Genomic DNA, 17541 nt, shown 5'->3' on the forward strand with positions numbered 1-17541 from the left:
CGGTCGGTCAGGGCGTGTAGAGCCGGTAACTGCCGTCCATCATCGCCACGTGGCAGCTTTCGGACGTGATCTTCATGCTTGGCCGACGGGGCAGGTCGCCGCTGCGCACGGCGCTGGCTGTATCGCCCGGACAGGCCGGCAGCTCGACCCGGCGGTAGCCACGATCGGTCATGCACTGGGCGATGACCCGCTGGCGGAGCGCGGTGTTGGTGTCGGCGCTGTAGATCCCGGTATAGGGCGCCCATCCGAACTGCGTGTTGGTCGGCACCTGTTGCGTGCCCGTGACCTCGCAGCCCGTCTGATCGCGCTGGTACCGCGCGAGCGAGACGCCATCCTTGATCCAGAAACTTGCAGGGACGCAGCCGGCGAGAAGGGCGGCGATGGCGACGGGCAGGGCGCGTTCGAGGGGCACGGGAAGGACTCGCAATAAACTCGATACAACCGGGGCGGCCGGCACCGCGCCGGCCGCCCCGAAGATGAACGGCATTTTATTAAAATGCGGTAAACCGCGCCCGGATCAGCCGTGGGACGGCGGTTCGTCCTCCATGCGCAGCGCGCTTATCGCGCGCACCATCGTCGCCTGGGGGCCGACTTCGCTTTCGGTGTCGGCGATGGACAGTTCGACCGGCGTGCCGGCCTCGAGCGCGCCGAACCCGTCATCGATGACGGCGTTGCGGTGGAAATAGATTTCGCGCCCGCCCGTCGTCTCGATGAAGCCGTAGTCGGGAAACAGCCGCAAGACACGGCCCTGGCTGGGCCCGTGCAGCGCCTTCACGTCGCCGCGCACCTTCTGGGAATGGGACTCGAGCCGGCGCTCCATCGCGTTGAAGGCGTCGCGCACGGTGAGGTACGGATCGAAATGCGCGCCGTCATCGCCGGGGTCGTGGCTGATGACCAGCTCCTTGTCGGGCACGCGCACCTCGATCCGGACATGGTAGGCCAGCGGGTTGTGCTGGCTGCGATGCGGCACCTCCACCGCGACGCGGACGCTGTTGATATGGCTGAAAAACCGATGCAGGCGATCCACGCGCTCGCGGATCTTCGCGTCGAGCGCGTCCGACTGATCGGTGTTGTGATAGGCGATCTCCAGCGGAATATCCATGCGATCCTCCTCGCTTTTCCCCGATGCTGCGCGCATCGGGGCCGCCGGTCAACACGGCGCGCGGCCGCAGGTTCCGCCCTATCCGGCGCGGCGCAGCTCGGCGATCAGGGCGTCGAGGTTGCCACCCTGGCGGTCGAGCATGGCCCGGACCTCGGTGCGCTCGGTCGCAAGCATGTTCACCCCCTCGATGAAGAGGTTGAACATCTTGGGCTGGCCGCGGGAGTCGCGCACGTGCCAGCGAACCTCGAAGGGCGCCTCGCCGCGGAGATCGGCGACCGAGATCACCTCGTAGAAACTCTTGAGCGGCTGTGTGCCGGTCACCCTGATCTCGCCGCCGATGAACTCGCGGAACCGCTGGCCGTACTTGCGCGAGATATAGGATTGGAAGGCGCCGGCGAAGGCCCGGCGCTGGGGGGTCGAGGCCACGCGCCAGTCGGGGCCGAGGGCCATCTGCGCGATCAGCGGGACGTCGGCATAGGTGCCGAAGATACGCTCGAATTCCTGGTACATCGCGCTCTCGCGCTTGCCGGAATTGATCACGGCATTGATGTCCGTCACCAGGCGGTTGATCAGGTTGCTGGCCTCGGCCGTCGTCAGCGCCTGCCCCCGTCCGGGCAGCGCCAGCGCGGTGGCGCCGGCGGCGAGGCAGGTCAAGACGCGGCGGCGGCCGCGGTCACTGGGCGAACGGGTCGTAATCGGGGTCCGCGATCGGGTCGTAATCTGGGTCGGCATAGGAATCCTCCTGGTCGGGGGACAGGGCGGCGTAGGGGTCCGCTGCCCGGCCGCCGAGCTCGAAACGGCGGTTCTGCAGATACAGAACGCGTGCCTGGGCGTAGCTGTCGGCGCTCTCGTAGAGAATGGAGTCGATAAGGTCGCCGTAACGGCTGCGCGCGCTGAGCGCCCCGCCGATATTGGCGCCGGTCACCCATTTGCGGTCGCCGGAAGGCACCAGCCACCGCGTCGGGTTCAGCGCGATGTCGGTCACGAGCCCGAAGGCATCCCGTTCGGTCGAGGGGCCGGCGAGCGGCAACTCCACATAGGCGCCCTCGGGCGCGCCCCAGACATGCAGCGTCTCGCCGAAATCGGTTTCCTCGTGGGCGAGGCCCATCTCGGTCGCAGGGTCGAGCAGCCCGCCGAGCCCGAAGGTCGAGTTCACGGCGAATCGGAAACTGTTCTTCACCGCGTCGCCGAGGCGCAGTTGCAGCAGGTTGTTCAGAACGTCGCCAGGCAGGTCGAGGTTGTCGGCGAAGTTGCTGACCCCGTCCTGCACCGGGTCCGGCACTGCAAGGCTGTATCCCTCGGCGGCCGGCCGCACCAGCGCACGGTCGAGGCCCCGGTTGAATTCATGGGTGCGCCTGTTGGCGGTTTCGTAGGGATCATTGACCCCGGTGGGGGTCGTCGCCGGGCCGCAGGCCGCCAGCGCGCAGAGCGTCAGCGCCGCGATCACTGCAGCCGGGCGGCGAAAAGGGGGGGCAAGGGAGTCTGGCAATGGAGTCTCGGTCTAACGAATACGGGATACCGGCGATCTGCCGGTCGGAAGGCGCAATGTCTGTCCTGAAAGGGATAGGCGAAGGACGGGGCCGGTTGCAACAGAGGAACCGGTCACATGGTTGACATCCGCCGATCCCCGGTAGGGGTAACCGGATACGGTTAGTGAAAAAGCAGGGGTGTGTCTCTGCAGCTGCATGATCGGCAATACGCCCGTCACCCGCGCGCGGATCACGCCGGGCCGACTTTCCTGTTTCCAAGCCCGGTCGTCGGGGCTAGCGTGCGTCCGAAATGCAACAGAGGAGGACGGCCATGACCGGCAAGATCGAACGGCGTCTCGCGGATATGGGCGTCACGCTGCCCGACGCCCCCGCACCGGCGGCGAATTACGTGCCTTACGTCCAGGCGGGCAACCTGCTCTTCGTGTCGGGTCAGATCGCCATGGAGAACGGCACGCTGATCACCGGAAAGCTTGGCGTGGACATGACCGTCGAGCAAGGCCAGGCGGCCGCGAAAGCCTGCGCGATCAGCCTGCTGGCCCAGGTCAAGGCTGCCTGCGGGGGCGATCTCGACCGGCTGGAGCGCGTGGTCCGGCTGGGTGGTTTCGTGAACGCCGCGCCCGATTTCACCGACCATCCGAAGGTGGTGAACGGCGCATCGGATTTCATCGGCGAGGCTCTGGGCGAGATCGGTCGCCACGCGCGCGCCGCGGTCGGATCCTCGTCGCTGCCGCTGGGCGTCGCGGTCGAAATCGAGGGCGTGTTCCAGATCGCGACATGACGCTTCCGGACATCTTCCTGGCGCGCCCGATCGCCCATCGCGGGTTCCATGACAGGACTCGCGGCGCGATCGAGAACGCGCCGGCCGCCATCCGCGCCGCGATCGCCGCGGGCTACGGGATCGAGATCGACCTGCAGCTGTCGGCCGACGGGGCGGCCATGGTGTTCCACGATTACCGCCTCGACCGGCTGACGGCCGAAAGCGGCCCGGTCCGCCAGCGGAGCGCGGCCGAACTGGGCCGGACCGCCTTTCGCGGGTCGGGTGGCGAGACGATCCCGACCCTCGAAGAGGTGCTGGACATCGTGGACGGGCAGGTGCCGCTTCTGATCGAGATAAAGGACCAGGACGGCGCGCTCGGCCCCGGGACAGGCGCGCTGGAGGCCGCGACGGCCGCGGCGCTGGCGGGCTATGCCGGGCCGGTGGCGGTGATGTCCTTCAATCCCCACGCGGTCGCGGCCTTTGCCGAGGCCGCCCCGGATGTGCCGCGCGGTCTGACCACCTGCAGTTTCCCGGCGGAACACTGGGGCGGCTTGCCCCGTGACCGTGCCGCCAGGCTACGCGGGATTCCCGATTTCGATCGGGTCGGCGCGAGCTTCGTCAGCCACCGGGCGGGCGACCTCGACCGCCCCCGCCTGGCCGAGCTGAAGACCGGCGGGGCGGGCATTCTCTGCTGGACGATCCGTTCGCCCGAGGCAGAGGCCGAAGCGCGCCGTATCGCCGACAACATCACCTTCGAGGGTTACCGGCCGACGGGGTCCGCTGCTTGACCGGGCCACATGCGGGGCCATGTGGTAAACCGAGAGCAAGCGACAGGCCCATGCGCGACGACACCGAAATCGAGGTCTCTGTCCTTTCCGGGCTCGACGGAATATCGGCCGCGGAATGGGATGCCTGTGCCTGCCCCGAGTCGGCGGATGGCGGGCCTCCGGATGATCCCTTCACCACCCACCGGTTTCTGAAGGCGCTGGAGGACTCGGGCTCGGTCGGCGCCGGCACGGGCTGGGACCCGCACCACCTGGTCGCCCGGCAGGGCGGCGAGGTGATCGCGGTGGCGCCGCTTTACGCGAAGAACCACAGCCAGGGCGAGTACATCTTCGACCACGCCTGGGCGCATGCCTATGAACGCGCGGGCGGGCGATACTATCCCAAGCTGCAGATCGCGGTGCCGGTGACGCCGGTGACCGGGCGACGCTTCCTTGCGCGGCCGGGCCACGAGACCGCGGGACCGGCGGCGCTGGTGCAGGGCGCGGTGCAGATCGCGGCGGACAACCGGCTCTCGTCGCTGCATGTCACCTTTTGCACCGGGGCCGAGGCCGAGGCGGGCGCTGCACTGGGGTTGATGCACCGCACCAGCCAGCAGTTCCACTGGCGCAACCGGGGCTATCGCAGCTTCGATGATTTCCTCGCGCAGCTCTCGTCCCGCAAGCGCAAGAACATCCGCAAGGAACGCAGGACGGCCCAGGCCTTCGGCGGCACGATCCACCGGCTGACCGGCGACGAGATCCGGCCCGAGCACTGGGACGCCTTCTGGGTGTTCTACCAGGATACCGGCGCGCGGAAATGGGGGATGCCCTACCTGACCCGCGCGTTCTTCGACATCGCGCAGGAAACCATGCGCGACGACATGCTGCTCGTCATGGTCGAGCGCGCGGGCCACTGGGTGGCCGGCGCGCTCAACTTCATCGGCCGCGACGCGTTGTTCGGCCGCTACTGGGGCTGCACCGAGCATCACCCGTGCATGCATTTCGAGGCCTGCTACTACCAGGCCATCGACGCGGCGATCGAGATGGGGCTAGCCACGGTCGAGGCGGGGGCGCAGGGCCAGCACAAGCTGGCGCGGGGGTACATGCCGGTGACCACCCATTCGCTGCACTGGATCGCCGATGCCGGCTTCCGCAGGGCGGTCGAGCAGTATCTCGAGGCCGAGCGCGCCGCCGTGAACGAGGAGATCGAGGTCCTGACGACCTGGGGACCATTCCGCAACATCGAACCGGAGGAAACCGAATGACCGACAAGCTTACCGAAGGCGAACGCAAGGAGATGCTCGCGCCGCTGTTCGCGGCCGGCTGGAAAACCGTGCCGGACCGCGATGCGATCACCAAGAGCTACGATTTCGGCAACTTCGTCGAGGCGTTCGGATGGATGACGCGTGTGGCCATATGGGCGGAAAAGTGGAATCATCATCCCGAATGGGCCAATGTATACAAAAGTGTCGAGGTGACGCTTTCGACCCATGACGTCGGCGGGCTGTCCGAACTGGACGTGAAGCTGGCGCGGAAGATGGACAAGCTGGCCGGCTGACCGGGACCCGTCCCGGCAGCCGTCGAGCCCAAGGCCGAAGGAGGCGTAAGTGGACTGGGTGATGACTCTCTTCTTGAACGCGATCTATGCGATCGTCATTCTGATCGTCGCGCTCTGGCTGAGCGGACAGGCCCGCAGCCAGATCCTGCGGATATCGGACCGGAGCACCCGTTTCGACAAGACGCTGGCGCGGTTCCTCGGCAGCGTCGCCAAATACGCGATCATCGCGCTGGCGGTGGTCTTCATCCTGGGCCGCTTCGGGATCGAGACGACATCGCTCGCAGCGCTGATCGGTGCCTCTGCGCTGGCCATCGGCCTTGCCCTGCAAGGCACGCTCGCCAACCTTGCCGCGGGTGTCATGCTGATCGGGTTCCGCCCCTTCAAGGTGGGCGACTACATCACCGGCGGCGGTCATTCCGGGACGGTCGATTCCATCACGCTCTTCAACACCGAGCTGACGACCCCGGACAACGTGCAGATCATCGTTCCCAACGGCGACCTGTGGTCGTCTGCGATCATCAACTATTCCTACCACGACACGCGGCGATGCGATTTCGTCTTCGGGGTGTCCTATGACAGCGACCTCAAGGCGGCCGAGACGGCGATCCGCGCCTGCATCGATGCCGACGACCGCGCCAAGGTCGATCCCGAGCCCTTCGTCAAGGTCAGCAATCTCGGCGACAGTTCGGTCGATTTCACGGTACGCGTCTGGTGCGACGCCGCGGATTACTGGGGGCTCAAGTTCGACCTGACCCGCGCGGTCAAGGAAGCGTTCGACGAGAACGGCATCGACATTCCCTTCCCGACGCGGCTGGAAATCCAGAAGACCGCCTGAGCGGCAGCGGCCGGGGATCACCCCGGCCGAACGCCCCTTAGAGCGCCTCGAGCAGCGTCTCGCCGGCGGACATCTCGCAGGTGCCGGGCGACTCTTCCTTGTTCAGGATCGCCACCTTGCCGTCGTCGACCAGCATCGCGTAGCGCTGCGACCGCCGGAGCAGCCCGGCCGGGGGCGCGTCGAAGGCCATGCCGATCGCCTGGGTAAAGGCGCCCTCGGCATCCGCGAGCATGGTCAGCCCCGCCTCGTCCGCCCCGGTGGAACGCGCCCAGGCTTCCATCACGAAGGGGTCGTTGACGGAGACGCAGATGATCTCGTCCACGCCTTTTTCCCGGAGTGCCTCGCGGGTGCGGATGAAGCTTGGCACATGGGCCGAGTGGCAGGTCGGCGTGAACGCGCCCGGCACCGCGAAAATGGCCACCTTGCGCCCCGCGAGCCGTTCCTGCAGCGAGACCGGTTCGGGCCCTTCGGCGCCCATCTGCAAGAGCGTCGCGCCCGGCAGCGTGTCTCCGACTGAAATGCTCATATGTCCCCCTCCTATCGTGGATTGAATTCTTTGCGAGGAGTCATATAGGCTCCGCGCGTTCGGCGGCCAGAGCGGGATCAGGGAGCATTGGTATGGCGCATCATGTCATCGTAGGGGCCGGCCAGGCCGGGGCATCCCTGGCGGCGAAACTGCGGGCCGAGGGCTTTGCCGGAGACATCACCCTGATCGGGTCCGAAGACGCGCTGCCCTATCAGCGCCCGCCGCTGTCGAAGCAGTATCTCCTGGGCGAGATGGACGCCGAGCGGCTGCATCTGCGCCCGCGATCCTTTTATGACGAGCAGGGGATCGCGCTTCGGCTCGGGCGGCCGGTGACGCGGATCGACCGGCAGGCGCGGCGCGTGACCGTCGGGGACGCGGCCCTGCCCTACGACCAGCTTGCGCTGACCACCGGATCGACGCCGCGCCACCTGCCGGCGGCGGTCGGGGGCGACCTGCACGGGGTCTACGTGGTGCGGACGCTGGCCGATGTCGACGCGATGGCCCCCGAATTCACGGAAGGCCGGCGGGTGCTGATCGTGGGCGGCGGCTATATCGGGCTCGAGGCGGCCGCTGTGGCGTCGAAACGCGGGCTCCAGGTCACGCTGGTCGAGATGGCCGACCGCATCCTGCAACGCGTCGCGGCGCCCGAGACCTCCGATTATTTCCGCGCGCTCCACCGGGCCCACGGGGTCGACATCCGCGAGGGCGTCGGCCTCGCGCGGCTCACGGGCGACGACGCGGTCACCGGCGCGGAACTGGCGGATGGCAGCACGCTGGAGGTGGATTTCGTCGTCGTGGGCGTCGGCATCGTGCCCGCGACCGAGATCGCCGAGGTCGCGGGGCTAGAGATCGAGAACGGCATCAAGGTCGATGCCACGGGCCGCACGTCGGATCCGACGATCTGGGCGGCCGGCGACTGCGCGTCCTTTCCCTATCGCGGCGGGCGCATCCGGCTCGAGAGCGTGCAGAACGCCATCGACCAGGCCGAACTGGTCGCGCGGAACATGATGGGCGCCGGCATGGCCTATGATCCGGTGCCCTGGTTCTGGTCCGACCAGTACGACGTGAAGCTTCAGATCGCCGGTCTGAACGGCGGCTACGACACGGTCGTGGCGCGGCAGGGCGACAGCGGCGCCGCCAGCTTCTGGTATTTCCGCGGCGCGCAGTTCCTCGCGGTGGACGCCATGAACGACCCGCGCGCATATATGATCGGCAAGCGCCTGCTCGAGGCCGGCAAGTCGCCGGACCGGGCGGTGATCTCCGATCCCGCGAGCGACCTGAAGGCACTTCTGAAATAGGCGTGGCGATGCGGATCATCTCTGGCAGGCATCGCGGGCTGACGCTGGCCGCCGTGGGCAAGGGCGACGCGGCGGCGCATCTGCGCCCGACGACCGACCGGGTGCGCGAGAGCATCTTCAACCTGCTGCTCAACGGCGGCTACGGCGACCCGGTGACCGGGGCGCGGGTGCTCGATCTCTTCGCGGGAACCGGCGCGCTCGGGCTCGAGGCGCTTTCGCGCGGGGCGGCGCATGTGACCTTCGTCGATGACGGCGCGACGGCCCGCGCGCTCATCCGCGAGAATATCGCGCGCTGCCAGGCGCAGGGGGTGACGAAGCTCTGGCGGCGGGACGCGACCCGGCTCGGCGAGAACCGCGGGCCGCGGTTCGACCTCGTTTTCCTCGATCCGCCCTATGGCAAGGGTCTCGGCGAAGGCGCGCTGTCGTCGGCCCGGACGGGCGGCTGGATCGCGCCGGGCGCGGTCGTCGTCTGGGAGGACAGCACGGCGCCGGACGTGCCGGAGGGATTCGAGATCCTCGACCAGCGCCGCTATGGCGACACCGTGGTGAGTCTTCTCGCGTTCGAGGGATAAAGCCCGCGACATGTTGTGGCCTGATCCGCGGGAACCGCGATTTATGGCGGGCTGCGCCTTGTTAACGAGGCGTTGATGTGAAAGATTCTACGCACATCGAGCAGCAAGAAAAGAATGGCGCGACTGATGCCTGACCCGCGGGAGATGCTCTCCTCCGTTTTCGGATTTTCCGACTTCCGACCCGGCCAGGCCGAGATCGTCGCGGCGGTCACGCAGGGCCGCGACACGCTGGCCATCATGCCCACCGGCGGGGGCAAGTCGCTCTGTTACCAGTTGCCGGCGCTTTGCCGGGGCGGCGTGACGGTGGTGATCTCGCCGCTCATCGCGCTGATGCGCGACCAGGTCCGCGCGCTGCGCGAGGCCGGCGTGGCGGCCGGTGCGCTCACCTCCGGCAATACCGAGGAAGAAACCGAGGCGGTGCATGCCGCGCTCGAGGCGGGCGAGCTCAAACTGCTCTACATGGCGCCGGAGCGGCTTGCCGGCAGCGGCATGGCCGGGCTCCTGCGCCGGATCGGCACGGGGCTCATCGCCGTGGACGAGGCGCATTGCGTCAGCCAGTGGGGGCATGACTTTCGGCCGGACTACCTGCGGATCGGGGCGCTGCGCGCCGCGCTCGACGTGCCGCTCGCGGCGTTCACCGCGACGGCCGACGCCGAGACCCGCGAGGAAATCGTCGCCCGGCTGTTCGGCGACCGGGTGCCCGAGGTTTTCCTGCGCGGCTTCGACCGGCCGAACCTGCACCTGGCCTTCCAGGCCAAGGACAGGCCCCGCCAGCAGGTTCTCGACTTCGCGGCGGCGCGCCGGGGGCAGTCGGGGATCGTCTATTGCGGCACCCGCGCCCGGACCGAGAGCCTGTCGCAGGCCCTGGCGGAAGCCGGGCACGCGGCGGTGCATTACCATGGCGGGATGGACCCGGCCGACCGCCGCACGGTCGAGACACGCTTCACCGTCGAGGACGGCCTGATCGTCGTGGCCACGGTCGCCTTCGGCATGGGGGTCGACAAACCCGACATCCGCTGGGTCGCCCATGCCGACCTGCCCAAGTCGATCGAGGCCTATTACCAGGAGATCGGGCGCGCCGGCCGCGACGGCGCGCCGGCGGAAACCCTGACGCTCTACGGTCCCGACGACATTCGCCTGCGCCGGTCCCAGATCGACGAGGGGCTCGCCCCGGCCGAGCGCAAGGCCGCCGACCACGCGCGCCTCAATGCCCTGCTCGGGCTGGCCGAGGCGTTGGGCTGTCGCCGGGTCAAGCTGCTCGGCTATTTCGGCGAGGCGGCCGACCCCTGCGGCAACTGCGACCTGTGCCTGACCCCGCCCGAGATCTTCGACGGCACCGAGTCGGTGCGGAAGGCGCTGTCGGCGATCCTGCGGACCGGCGAGAGTTTCGGTGCGGGCCATCTCATCGACATCCTGACCGGCAACGCCACCGACAAGGTGCGCGCCCGCGGCCATGACGCGCTGCCCACCTTCGGTGTCGGGCGCGAGCACGACCGCCGCGGCTGGCAGGCGGTGTTTCGCCAGATGATGGGCCACGACCTGGTGCGCCCCGACCCCGAGCGCCACGGCGCGCTGCGCATGACCGAGAGCGCACGGCCCGTGCTGCGCGGCGAGGAGCGTATCGATCTTCGACGCGATTCGATCGCGCGCGCCGCGCGGCGCCCGGCGGCCAAGGCGCTCGTCTCGGAGGAGGACGCGCCGCTGCTCTCGGCGCTCAAGGCCAAGCGCCGCGCCCTGGCCGAGGCGCAGCGCGTGCCGGCCTACGTGATCTTCACAGACCGCACGCTGATCGAGATGGCCGAGCGGCGCCCGGCAAGCCTGGACGACATGGCCGGGATCAGTGGCGTGGGGGCCAAGAAGCTGGAAACCTACGGCGCGGCTTTCCTCGAAATCATCACGGGCGCGGCCACCGAAGAGATGCATCCGGCACGCCGGCGGCTTGCCGGGCGTGCCGGGGGCGCGGTTTACGACCGGCTGCTCGAGGCGCAGGCGGATCTGGCGCGCGGCGCGGACGGCACGGCGAAGCCGATGAGCTGCCCGGCCGCGCTGATCGCGAAGCTGGCCGAGCACCGCCCCCGGGACATGGGGGCGCTCACCCGGCTGTTGGGGGAACGGCGCGCGGAACGCTTCGGCCCGGCCTTCCTGGAGATCCTGGCAGAGGCCTGACCGGTCCGGTGCCGCTGGACAGCGCCGCCCCTGCCGCTATGTTTCCGGCTGATCCGAACGAGAGGGGGAACGCGATGCTGGTGGTTCTGTCGCCCGCCAAGAAGCTCGACTGGGAAGAGGCGCCGTTCGGCGGTTCCATGACGATGCCGCATTTCGCGGCCGAGGCGGCCGAGCTTGCCGAGACCGCCCGCGAGCTGGAGCCGGCCGACCTGAAACGGCTGATGAAGATCTCCGACAAGCTGGCGCAGCTGAACCACGACCGCTTCCAGGCCTTTTCGCTCACGCCCGACCCCGAGGATGTCCGTCCCGCGGTCTTCGCCTTCGCCGGCGATACCTACCAGGGTCTCGAGGCGCGCACGCTCTCGCCCGAGGATGTGCAGTGGGCACAGGATCACCTGCGGATTCTTTCGGGCCTCTACGGGGTGCTGCGCCCGCTCGACGGGATGCAGCCCTACCGGCTTGAAATGGGCAGCCGGCTGGAGACCGACCGCGGCAGGACCCTCTACGCGTGGTGGGGCGACGCCATTGCCGAGCGGCTCAACGCCGAGGCGGCGGCGGCCGGGACGGACATGCTGGTGAACTGCGCCTCGGTGGAATATTTCGGCGCGGTCTCCGACGCGCTGGATTTGCGGGTGATCACGCCGGTCTTCCTCGAGGAACGCGACGGCAAGCGCGAGACGGTCAGTTTCTATGCCAAGCGCGCCCGCGGCGCGATGGCGCGCTACGTGGTACAGAACCGGGTGACGACCGCCGCGGGCCTCGAAGGGTTCGACCTCGGCGGCTACCGCTTCGACCCGGACCAGTCCGCGGCCGACCGCCCGGTCTTCGTGCGGCCCTGGCCCAAGGGCTGACCGGCGGCCGCAGACTCGCGCCGCTGGCGCGGCACGCCTTTTGCCTTGCGCGCGCCCCGGGCGCGCGCGGGGCCTCCGGCGGGGATATTTCCGCCACTTGGAGGAGACGCGGTCAGCCGAAATCGCCGTGGCAGAACCATCCGCCCGAAACGAGCCCGCCATGCGCGCGGAACAGCCAGAGCCGCGCGCCCTCCTCGGTGTCGACCTGCCAGTAGTCGCGCGGCCCGCTGCGCCAAGCCGGATCGTCGAGCCACCATTCCGGCGTGATCCGCGCGGGTCCCGTCGCGGCGGCCACCCGGAACGCGCGGCGGCGCCAGCGGAAGGCGGCGGGCGGCTGGCCCGGCGCGGCGGCGGTGACCGGTTCGGGAGGGAAGAGCGTCAGCGGCCGTGGCGCCGGCGGTTCGGGCCAGCCGCCCGCGGCCGGATCGGCCCAGGCGGCGGCGACCCGGTGGGCGGTCTTTTCCGGGATATGGCTGTCCGCGGGGTGGCGGTAGGTGATCGCGTCGAGCCCGATCCGGGTGCCGAGACGCGCGATCAGGTCGTCGAGCCCGGGGCCGGCCGCCTGGCGCGCCCGCGCGGCCGCGCCGGCATCGGCATGGCCGGCCTGCTGGCGCTCGGCCAGCGGTTCGGTCAGCGGCGCGGCGAGGCGGAGCGCATCGATCCCGAAGCCGGCCTCGGCCGCGTCGAGCTTCAGCGCGAGCAGTGGGCGGATGCGGTCGGGGTCGCGGGTGGGACGGGCGAGCCCCACCTCCAGCGCCTGGCGGCTGTGGTCGCTGCGCAGAAGCTCCAGCCGGACGCGCCGCGCGCCGCGGCCGGCCGTGGCGAGTTTCGCGGCGAGCGGCGGCAGCAACCGGTCGATCCCGGCCAGGATGTCCTCCGTCCGTCCGATCGGTTCGGGCAGGGTCAGCCGCACGGCGAAGCGGATGTCGGGCGGCGCGGGCGAGAGCGGCTCCGGCACCAGCCCGAAGGCCTGGTCGAGCCGGCGCGTGAGCTCGGCGCCGAACCGCCGCGCCAGCGTGGCGCGCGGCATGCCCGAGAGGTCGCCGATACGGCGCAACCCCAGCCGTGCGAGCGTGTCCACCGTTTCCGGGGCGAGCCGGAGCGCGGCCACCGGCAGCGGCGCCAGCGCGCTGCGGGTGTGATCGGGGGGCGCGACACGCTCTGCCGTGCCGGCGACCGACGCGCGGGGGGCGGGGCCGCCGCGGGTCCAGTGCCGCCGTGCCGCGCGCGAACGGGTGGCGCGGGCCTCCTGGTCGATCATGTCGCCGCTGCGGTGGGATGCGGCCCCCTGGCCGGCATGGCGCGCCAGGGCCCAGGCGGCGCCCGGCGTGTCGGCGAGACCCGCGCGGAGCGTCAGGCCGAAGCCGGTGCAGTCCTCTTCGGCCCGGGCCAGCAGCGCGCCTTCGCCGCCGAAGAGATGCGCGCAGCCGGTGATATCCAGCATCAGCCCGTCGGGCAGGTCCTCGGCCACCCAGGGAGAGAAGCGCCCGGCCCAGCGGCGGAGGGCGCCGAGAAACGCGCGTTCGGCGGCCGGGTCGGCGGGCCGGCTGGCCAGGTCCGGGCAGAGCGCCAGCGCATCGCGCAGCGCCTGTCCGGGCCGGAGCCCCGCGGCAGCGGCGGCGGGCGAGAGGCTTTCCAGGCGCTGGGCATTGGCGATCTCGGCCACGGTGGCGAAGGCGCGGTCCGGCTCCGGCATGCGGCGCAGAAGCCGTTCCGCGGCAAGGTGGGGAAACCACAGGGACAGGAGTCTTCGGGGCGGCATGACGGCATGATGTTCATGGAATGTTCACGACATCTAGCGCGCGCTGGCCATCGAGTCGAGTCGGTCTGCCGGTCCCGGGCGGAGCGGGGCGAGCGGCGGGTGCGCGCTGCACCCCGCACCGGGCATGGCAGGCAGATCAGCCGCCGCCCCGGCGCAGGCGGCGCAGGATATCGAGCGACGTGTAGCCGTCCGGGATCAGCCCGGCAGCGCGTTGAAAGGCCCGCACGGCGGCGATGGTGTTGGGCCCGATGATACCGTCCACGCCACGGGTGTCGTAGCCGCGCGCCGTCAGGCGCTGCTGCAGCTCCTTCTTCTCGGTCAGCGACAGCGACCGGTCGCCCCGCGGCCAGTCGGCCCGGATCGGCCCGCCGCCCCGTATCCGATCCCCGAGATGCCCGACCGCGATCACGTAGGCGTCGGCGGCGTTGTAGCGCTCGATGACATGGAAATTGTCGAAGATGACGAAGGCCGCGCCCTGCGCGCCCGCGGGCAGGAGGATCGAAGCCCGGCCGTGATCGGGGATGCGGCTGCCATCGGCGCGCCGCACGCCGAGCCGGTGCCACGTGTTGACGGGTTTCTTGATCCGCGCGCCGGCGAGCGCGTAGTCGAACCCCCGCGGCAGCGTGACCTCCATCCCCCAGGGCTGGCCGTAGGTCCACCCGGCCTTGGCCAGATAATTGGCCGTCGAGGCCAGCCCGTCCGTCGGGTCATCGGCCCAGATGTCGCGGCGCCCGTCGCCGCGGAAATCCTGCGCATAGGCGAGATAGCTCGTCGGGATGAACTGGGTGTGCCCCATCGCCCCGGCCCAGCTGCCGGTCATGTTGCGCGGCGCGGTATCGCCGGACTGGATGATCTTCAGCGCCGCGATCAGCTGTTGTTCGAAGAATCGCCCGCGCCGACCGTCATAGGCGAGCGTCGCCAGCGCCTCGATGATCGGCGTGTCGCCCTTGTAGGCCCCATAGGCCGATTCGAGCCCCCAGATCGCGGTGACCACATGGGCCTCGACCCGGTAGCGCCGTTCGATCTCGGCCAGGAGCCTGCCGTGCTTGCGGTACATCTCGCGGCCGTTGCGCACCCGAGTGGGCGAGACGGCGCTGTCGAGGTATTCCCAGATCTGCTTGGTGAACTCGGACTGGTTGCGGTCGCGCTGGATCACGTCGGTGTTGTAATACACCCCGCGAAAGGCCCGGTCGAAGACCGCGCCGCGAATGCCCTGGGCCACCGCGCGATCGCGAAAGCCGTCGATCCAGCGCTGGAACCCGGTATTTGCCACCCGGCGCACCTGATCCTCCTGCCCCGTTTCCGCCGGCCGCGCCCGGGGACGCGGCGAATAGGCCAGCATGCTGACCTCGATCGTTGCGGCTGCCGGGCGCGCGGGCGGCCGCGGCGAGAGATCGACCGTGGCCGCCGTGGCGGTGGCGGCCGACAGCAGCATAGCCCCGATCAGGGCGCCCATGCCAAGACCCGTGTTCATCTGCGACTCCTGCCCGGTCTGCCTTGTTCTTTACGACAGTGTAGCGCGCTGCCATCCCGCGGTGAAGGATTAGCGTCGCTTGCGGCGGGGTGCCGCGCATCACGATTGGCGGCGTTTCGCCTTCTTCTTGAGCTTGCGGGCCCTGGGCGCGGTCTTGCCGGGCTTGCGGCCTTTCGGTCCGGGCTTGCGGCCCCCCCGGCGCTGGCGGACCGGCCCGCGCGGCATTTTCTGCCCGGCGACGTCGAGGAGTTCGAGCATCAGCCCGCCGGTGACCGGCACCGCCTCGGCGAGCCGCACCGTGACCCGGGTGCCGAGATGCAGCGTCAGGCCGGAATGCTCGCCCATCAGCGTCTGGCTGTCGGCGTCGTAATGGAAGAACTCGCGCCCGAGCGTCGAGATCGGGATGAACCCGTCCGCGCCGGTCTCGTCGAGCTTCACGAAGACGCCGAAGCGCGCGATGCCGGAAATGCGGCCCTCGAATTCGGTGCCGACCCGTTCCGAGAGATAGGCGGCCAAGTAGCGGTCGGTGGTGTCGCGTTCCGCCGCCATCGAGCGGCGCTCGGTCTCCGAGATGTGTTCCGCGGTTTCGGGCAGGCGCGCGATTTCCTCTTCCGTCAGCCCGTCTTCGCCCCAGCCATGGGCCGCGATCAGCGCGCGGTGCACCACGAGGTCGGCATAGCGGCGGATGGGCGAGGTGAAATGCGCATAGCGTTTCAGGTGCAGCCCGAAATGGCCGTAATTCTCGGGCGCGTAATAGGCCTGGGTCATGGCCCGCAGCACCGACATGTTGATGATCTCGGCATGTTCGGTGTCCGCGGCGGCATTCAGCAGGCGGTTGAAGTGCTCGGTCTTGAGAACCTGGCCCTTGGCCAGCGTCAGCCCGGCCGCCTCGGCGGTGTCGCGCAGCGCATCGAGTTTTTCCGGGCTCGGCTCTTCGTGGACACGGTAGAGAAGCGGTGTGCGGTGGGCTTCGAGCGTCTCGGCGGCGGCCACGTTGGCCAGCACCATGAACTCCTCGATCATGCGATGGGCGTCGAAGCGCTCCTTGAAGGCGACAGAGGTCACCCGGCCCTCGGGCGAGAGCTCGATCCGGCGTTCCGGCAGGTCGAGGTTCAGCGGCTGGCGGTCGGCGCGGGCGCGCTTCAGCGCCTCGTAGGCCCCGTAAAGGGGATGGATGACCTCGCCGAGCAGCGGTTCGGTCTTCTCGCAGGGCGTGCCGTCCCGCGCGGCCTGGACCTCGGCATAGGTCAGCGACGCCCGCGAGCGCATGAGACCCCGGCTGAAATGGTGCTTGAGCTTGCGGCCATGCGCGTCGATCACCATGCGCACGGCGAGACACGCGCGCGGGACGTCCTCGTGCAGCGAGCAGAGATCGCCCGAAAGCCGGTCGGGCAGCATCGGCACGACCCGGTCGGGGAAATAGGTCGAGTTGCCGCGGGTCCATGCCTCGCGGTCGAGCGTGTCGCCAGTGCGGACGTAATGCGCGACATCGGCGATGGCGACCCAGATGACGAAGCCGCCCTCGTTCCTGGGGTCCGGGTCGGGCTGGGCGAGCACCGCGTCGTCGCGGTCGCGCGCGTCCACCGGGTCGATGGTGATCAGCGGCAGCTCGCGCAGGTCCGTGCGCTGGCCGAGCCCGGCGGGCTTTCGGCCGTCGGCGGCGTCCAGCACCTCGTCGGGGAACTCGTCCGGGATGCCGTGGGCATGGATCGCGATGAGCGACACGGCGCGCGGCGCGGTCGGGTCGCCGAGGCGTTCGACGACCCGCGCGCGGGGCAGGCCCATCCGGGCCTTGGGGCCGGCCTGTTCGGCCTCGACCAGCTCGCCGTCCTTGGCGTTGCCGGCGTCGCCGGCGCGCACGATCCATTCCTTGGCGCTGCCCTTGTCGATGGGCACGATGCGGCCGCCCTCGGTTTCGGTGCGGAAGATGCCGAGCATCCGGCGGGGCGAGATGCCGATCTTGCGGATGAGCCGGGCCTCGTAGCCGTGATCCTCGGCCGCGTCCGGGGTCAGCTTGGCCAGTATCCGATCGCCCTTGCCGAGCGCGGGATCGCCGCGCCGCGCCACGTAGAGCACGCCGGGCGGCGTGCCTTCGCCCTGCCATTCGAGCGGGCGGACGAAGATGTCGCCATCGGCGTTCGGCGGCTGGACCTCCAGAACCGTCACCGGCGGCAGGCGGTCGCCGTCGCGGTAGGACTTTCGGTTGCCACGGATATGCCCCTCGTCGGCCAGTTCCCGCAGCAGGCGTTTCAGCTCGATCCGCTCGGCGCCCTTGATGCCGAAGGCCTTGGCGATCTCGCGCTTCGAGCTTTGGTCGGGATTGTCGTTGATCCACGCCAGAAGCGCGTCTTTGGAAGGGAGCTTTGCCATGCCGCCCCGATAGCAC

The 17541-nt window shown here is 69.7% G+C and carries 17 protein-coding genes; 9 read left to right on the forward strand and 8 right to left on the reverse strand.

The window, feature by feature from the left end:
- Positions 1-7 precede the first annotated feature (7 nt).
- The 4 genes from ACQ5SP_RS00085 to ACQ5SP_RS00100 all read right to left on the reverse strand — a co-directional run bounded on the left by ACQ5SP_RS00085 (position 8) and on the right by ACQ5SP_RS00100 (position 2549).
- Positions 8-412 carry a hypothetical protein gene (locus ACQ5SP_RS00085; protein WP_430935158.1) on the reverse strand — a complete coding sequence of 135 codons (405 nt, stop codon included), beginning with the start codon at positions 410-412 and terminating at the stop codon, positions 8-10.
- Between the two features lie 105 nt (positions 413-517).
- Complete coding sequence (locus ACQ5SP_RS00090) at positions 518-1102, reverse strand: HPF/RaiA family ribosome-associated protein (protein ID WP_430935160.1); 585 nt, start codon at positions 1100-1102, stop codon at positions 518-520.
- Positions 1103-1180: 78 nt separating this feature from the next.
- Positions 1181-1756, reverse strand: coding sequence for an MlaC/ttg2D family ABC transporter substrate-binding protein (locus tag ACQ5SP_RS00095; protein WP_430935162.1), 576 nt, complete (start codon positions 1754-1756; stop codon positions 1181-1183).
- Between the two features lie 19 nt (positions 1757-1775).
- Positions 1776-2549, reverse strand: a complete 774-nt coding sequence (locus ACQ5SP_RS00100; protein WP_430935164.1) for an MlaA family lipoprotein — start codon at positions 2547-2549, stop codon at positions 1776-1778.
- 353 nt (positions 2550-2902) lie between these two features.
- Here ACQ5SP_RS00100 and ACQ5SP_RS00105 point away from each other — a divergent pair, with 353 nt between their 5' ends.
- The 5 genes from ACQ5SP_RS00105 to ACQ5SP_RS00125 all read left to right on the forward strand — a co-directional run bounded on the left by ACQ5SP_RS00105 (position 2903) and on the right by ACQ5SP_RS00125 (position 6506).
- On the forward strand, positions 2903-3370 hold the full coding sequence (locus ACQ5SP_RS00105) for a RidA family protein (protein ID WP_430935166.1): 468 nt from the start codon (positions 2903-2905) through the stop codon (positions 3368-3370).
- Positions 3367-4137: a glycerophosphodiester phosphodiesterase family protein gene (locus tag ACQ5SP_RS00110; protein ID WP_430935168.1), complete on the forward strand. Its 771-nt coding sequence runs from the start codon at positions 3367-3369 to the stop codon at positions 4135-4137. Before ACQ5SP_RS00105 ends, ACQ5SP_RS00110 begins: the two co-directional genes overlap by 4 nt.
- Before the next feature lie 50 nt (positions 4138-4187).
- Positions 4188-5378 (forward strand): GNAT family N-acetyltransferase, encoded by a 1191-nt coding sequence (locus ACQ5SP_RS00115; protein WP_430935170.1) that lies wholly within the window; start codon positions 4188-4190, stop codon positions 5376-5378.
- Positions 5375-5671: a 4a-hydroxytetrahydrobiopterin dehydratase gene (locus tag ACQ5SP_RS00120; protein WP_430935172.1), complete on the forward strand. Its 297-nt coding sequence runs from the start codon at positions 5375-5377 to the stop codon at positions 5669-5671. The genes ACQ5SP_RS00115 and ACQ5SP_RS00120 overlap by 4 nt, the downstream gene beginning before the upstream one ends.
- A gap of 61 nt (positions 5672-5732) precedes the next feature.
- Positions 5733-6506, forward strand: a complete 774-nt coding sequence (locus ACQ5SP_RS00125; RefSeq protein WP_430935174.1) for a mechanosensitive ion channel family protein — start codon at positions 5733-5735, stop codon at positions 6504-6506.
- A gap of 37 nt (positions 6507-6543) precedes the next feature.
- Here ACQ5SP_RS00125 and ACQ5SP_RS00130 read toward each other — a convergent pair whose 3' ends face one another.
- Positions 6544-7032 (reverse strand): peroxiredoxin, encoded by a 489-nt coding sequence (locus tag ACQ5SP_RS00130; RefSeq protein WP_430935176.1) that lies wholly within the window; start codon positions 7030-7032, stop codon positions 6544-6546.
- A 92-nt stretch (positions 7033-7124) separates the two neighbouring features.
- On the opposite strand from ACQ5SP_RS00130, the gene ACQ5SP_RS00135 reads away from it, so the two are divergent.
- The 4 genes from ACQ5SP_RS00135 to yaaA all read left to right on the forward strand — a co-directional run bounded on the left by ACQ5SP_RS00135 (position 7125) and on the right by yaaA (position 11919).
- The gene (locus ACQ5SP_RS00135; RefSeq protein WP_430935178.1) at positions 7125-8330 is read left to right on the forward strand and encodes an NAD(P)/FAD-dependent oxidoreductase; all 1206 of its coding nucleotides are present in this window, start codon (positions 7125-7127) and stop codon (positions 8328-8330) included.
- A gap of 8 nt (positions 8331-8338) precedes the next feature.
- Positions 8339-8902 (forward strand): 16S rRNA (guanine(966)-N(2))-methyltransferase RsmD, encoded by a 564-nt coding sequence (gene rsmD / locus ACQ5SP_RS00140; RefSeq protein WP_430935180.1) that lies wholly within the window; start codon positions 8339-8341, stop codon positions 8900-8902.
- A 126-nt stretch (positions 8903-9028) separates the two neighbouring features.
- Positions 9029-11068, forward strand: a complete 2040-nt coding sequence (recQ, locus tag ACQ5SP_RS00145; protein WP_430935181.1) for a DNA helicase RecQ — start codon at positions 9029-9031, stop codon at positions 11066-11068.
- Positions 11069-11142: 74 nt separating this feature from the next.
- The gene (gene yaaA / locus ACQ5SP_RS00150; RefSeq protein ID WP_430935183.1) at positions 11143-11919 is read left to right on the forward strand and encodes a peroxide stress protein YaaA; all 777 of its coding nucleotides are present in this window, start codon (positions 11143-11145) and stop codon (positions 11917-11919) included.
- A 112-nt stretch (positions 11920-12031) separates the two neighbouring features.
- Here yaaA and ACQ5SP_RS00155 read toward each other — a convergent pair whose 3' ends face one another.
- The 3 genes from ACQ5SP_RS00155 to rnr all read right to left on the reverse strand — a co-directional run bounded on the left by ACQ5SP_RS00155 (position 12032) and on the right by rnr (position 17525).
- The gene (locus ACQ5SP_RS00155) at positions 12032-13681 is read right to left on the reverse strand and encodes a Y-family DNA polymerase (RefSeq protein WP_430935185.1); all 1650 of its coding nucleotides are present in this window, start codon (positions 13679-13681) and stop codon (positions 12032-12034) included.
- Positions 13682-13817: 136 nt separating this feature from the next.
- A complete protein-coding gene (locus tag ACQ5SP_RS00160; RefSeq protein ID WP_430935187.1) occupies positions 13818-15155 on the reverse strand; it encodes a lytic murein transglycosylase in 1338 nt (445 codons plus the stop codon).
- A gap of 99 nt (positions 15156-15254) precedes the next feature.
- Entirely contained in the window at positions 15255-17525 is a 2271-nt protein-coding gene (rnr, locus tag ACQ5SP_RS00165; RefSeq protein ID WP_430935189.1) for a ribonuclease R, read from the reverse strand.
- Positions 17526-17541 lie beyond the last annotated feature (16 nt).

This window comes from Rhodovulum sp. YNF3179, from assembly GCF_050586465.1.
Lineage (GTDB): Bacteria > Pseudomonadota > Alphaproteobacteria > Rhodobacterales > Rhodobacteraceae > CAJXYS01.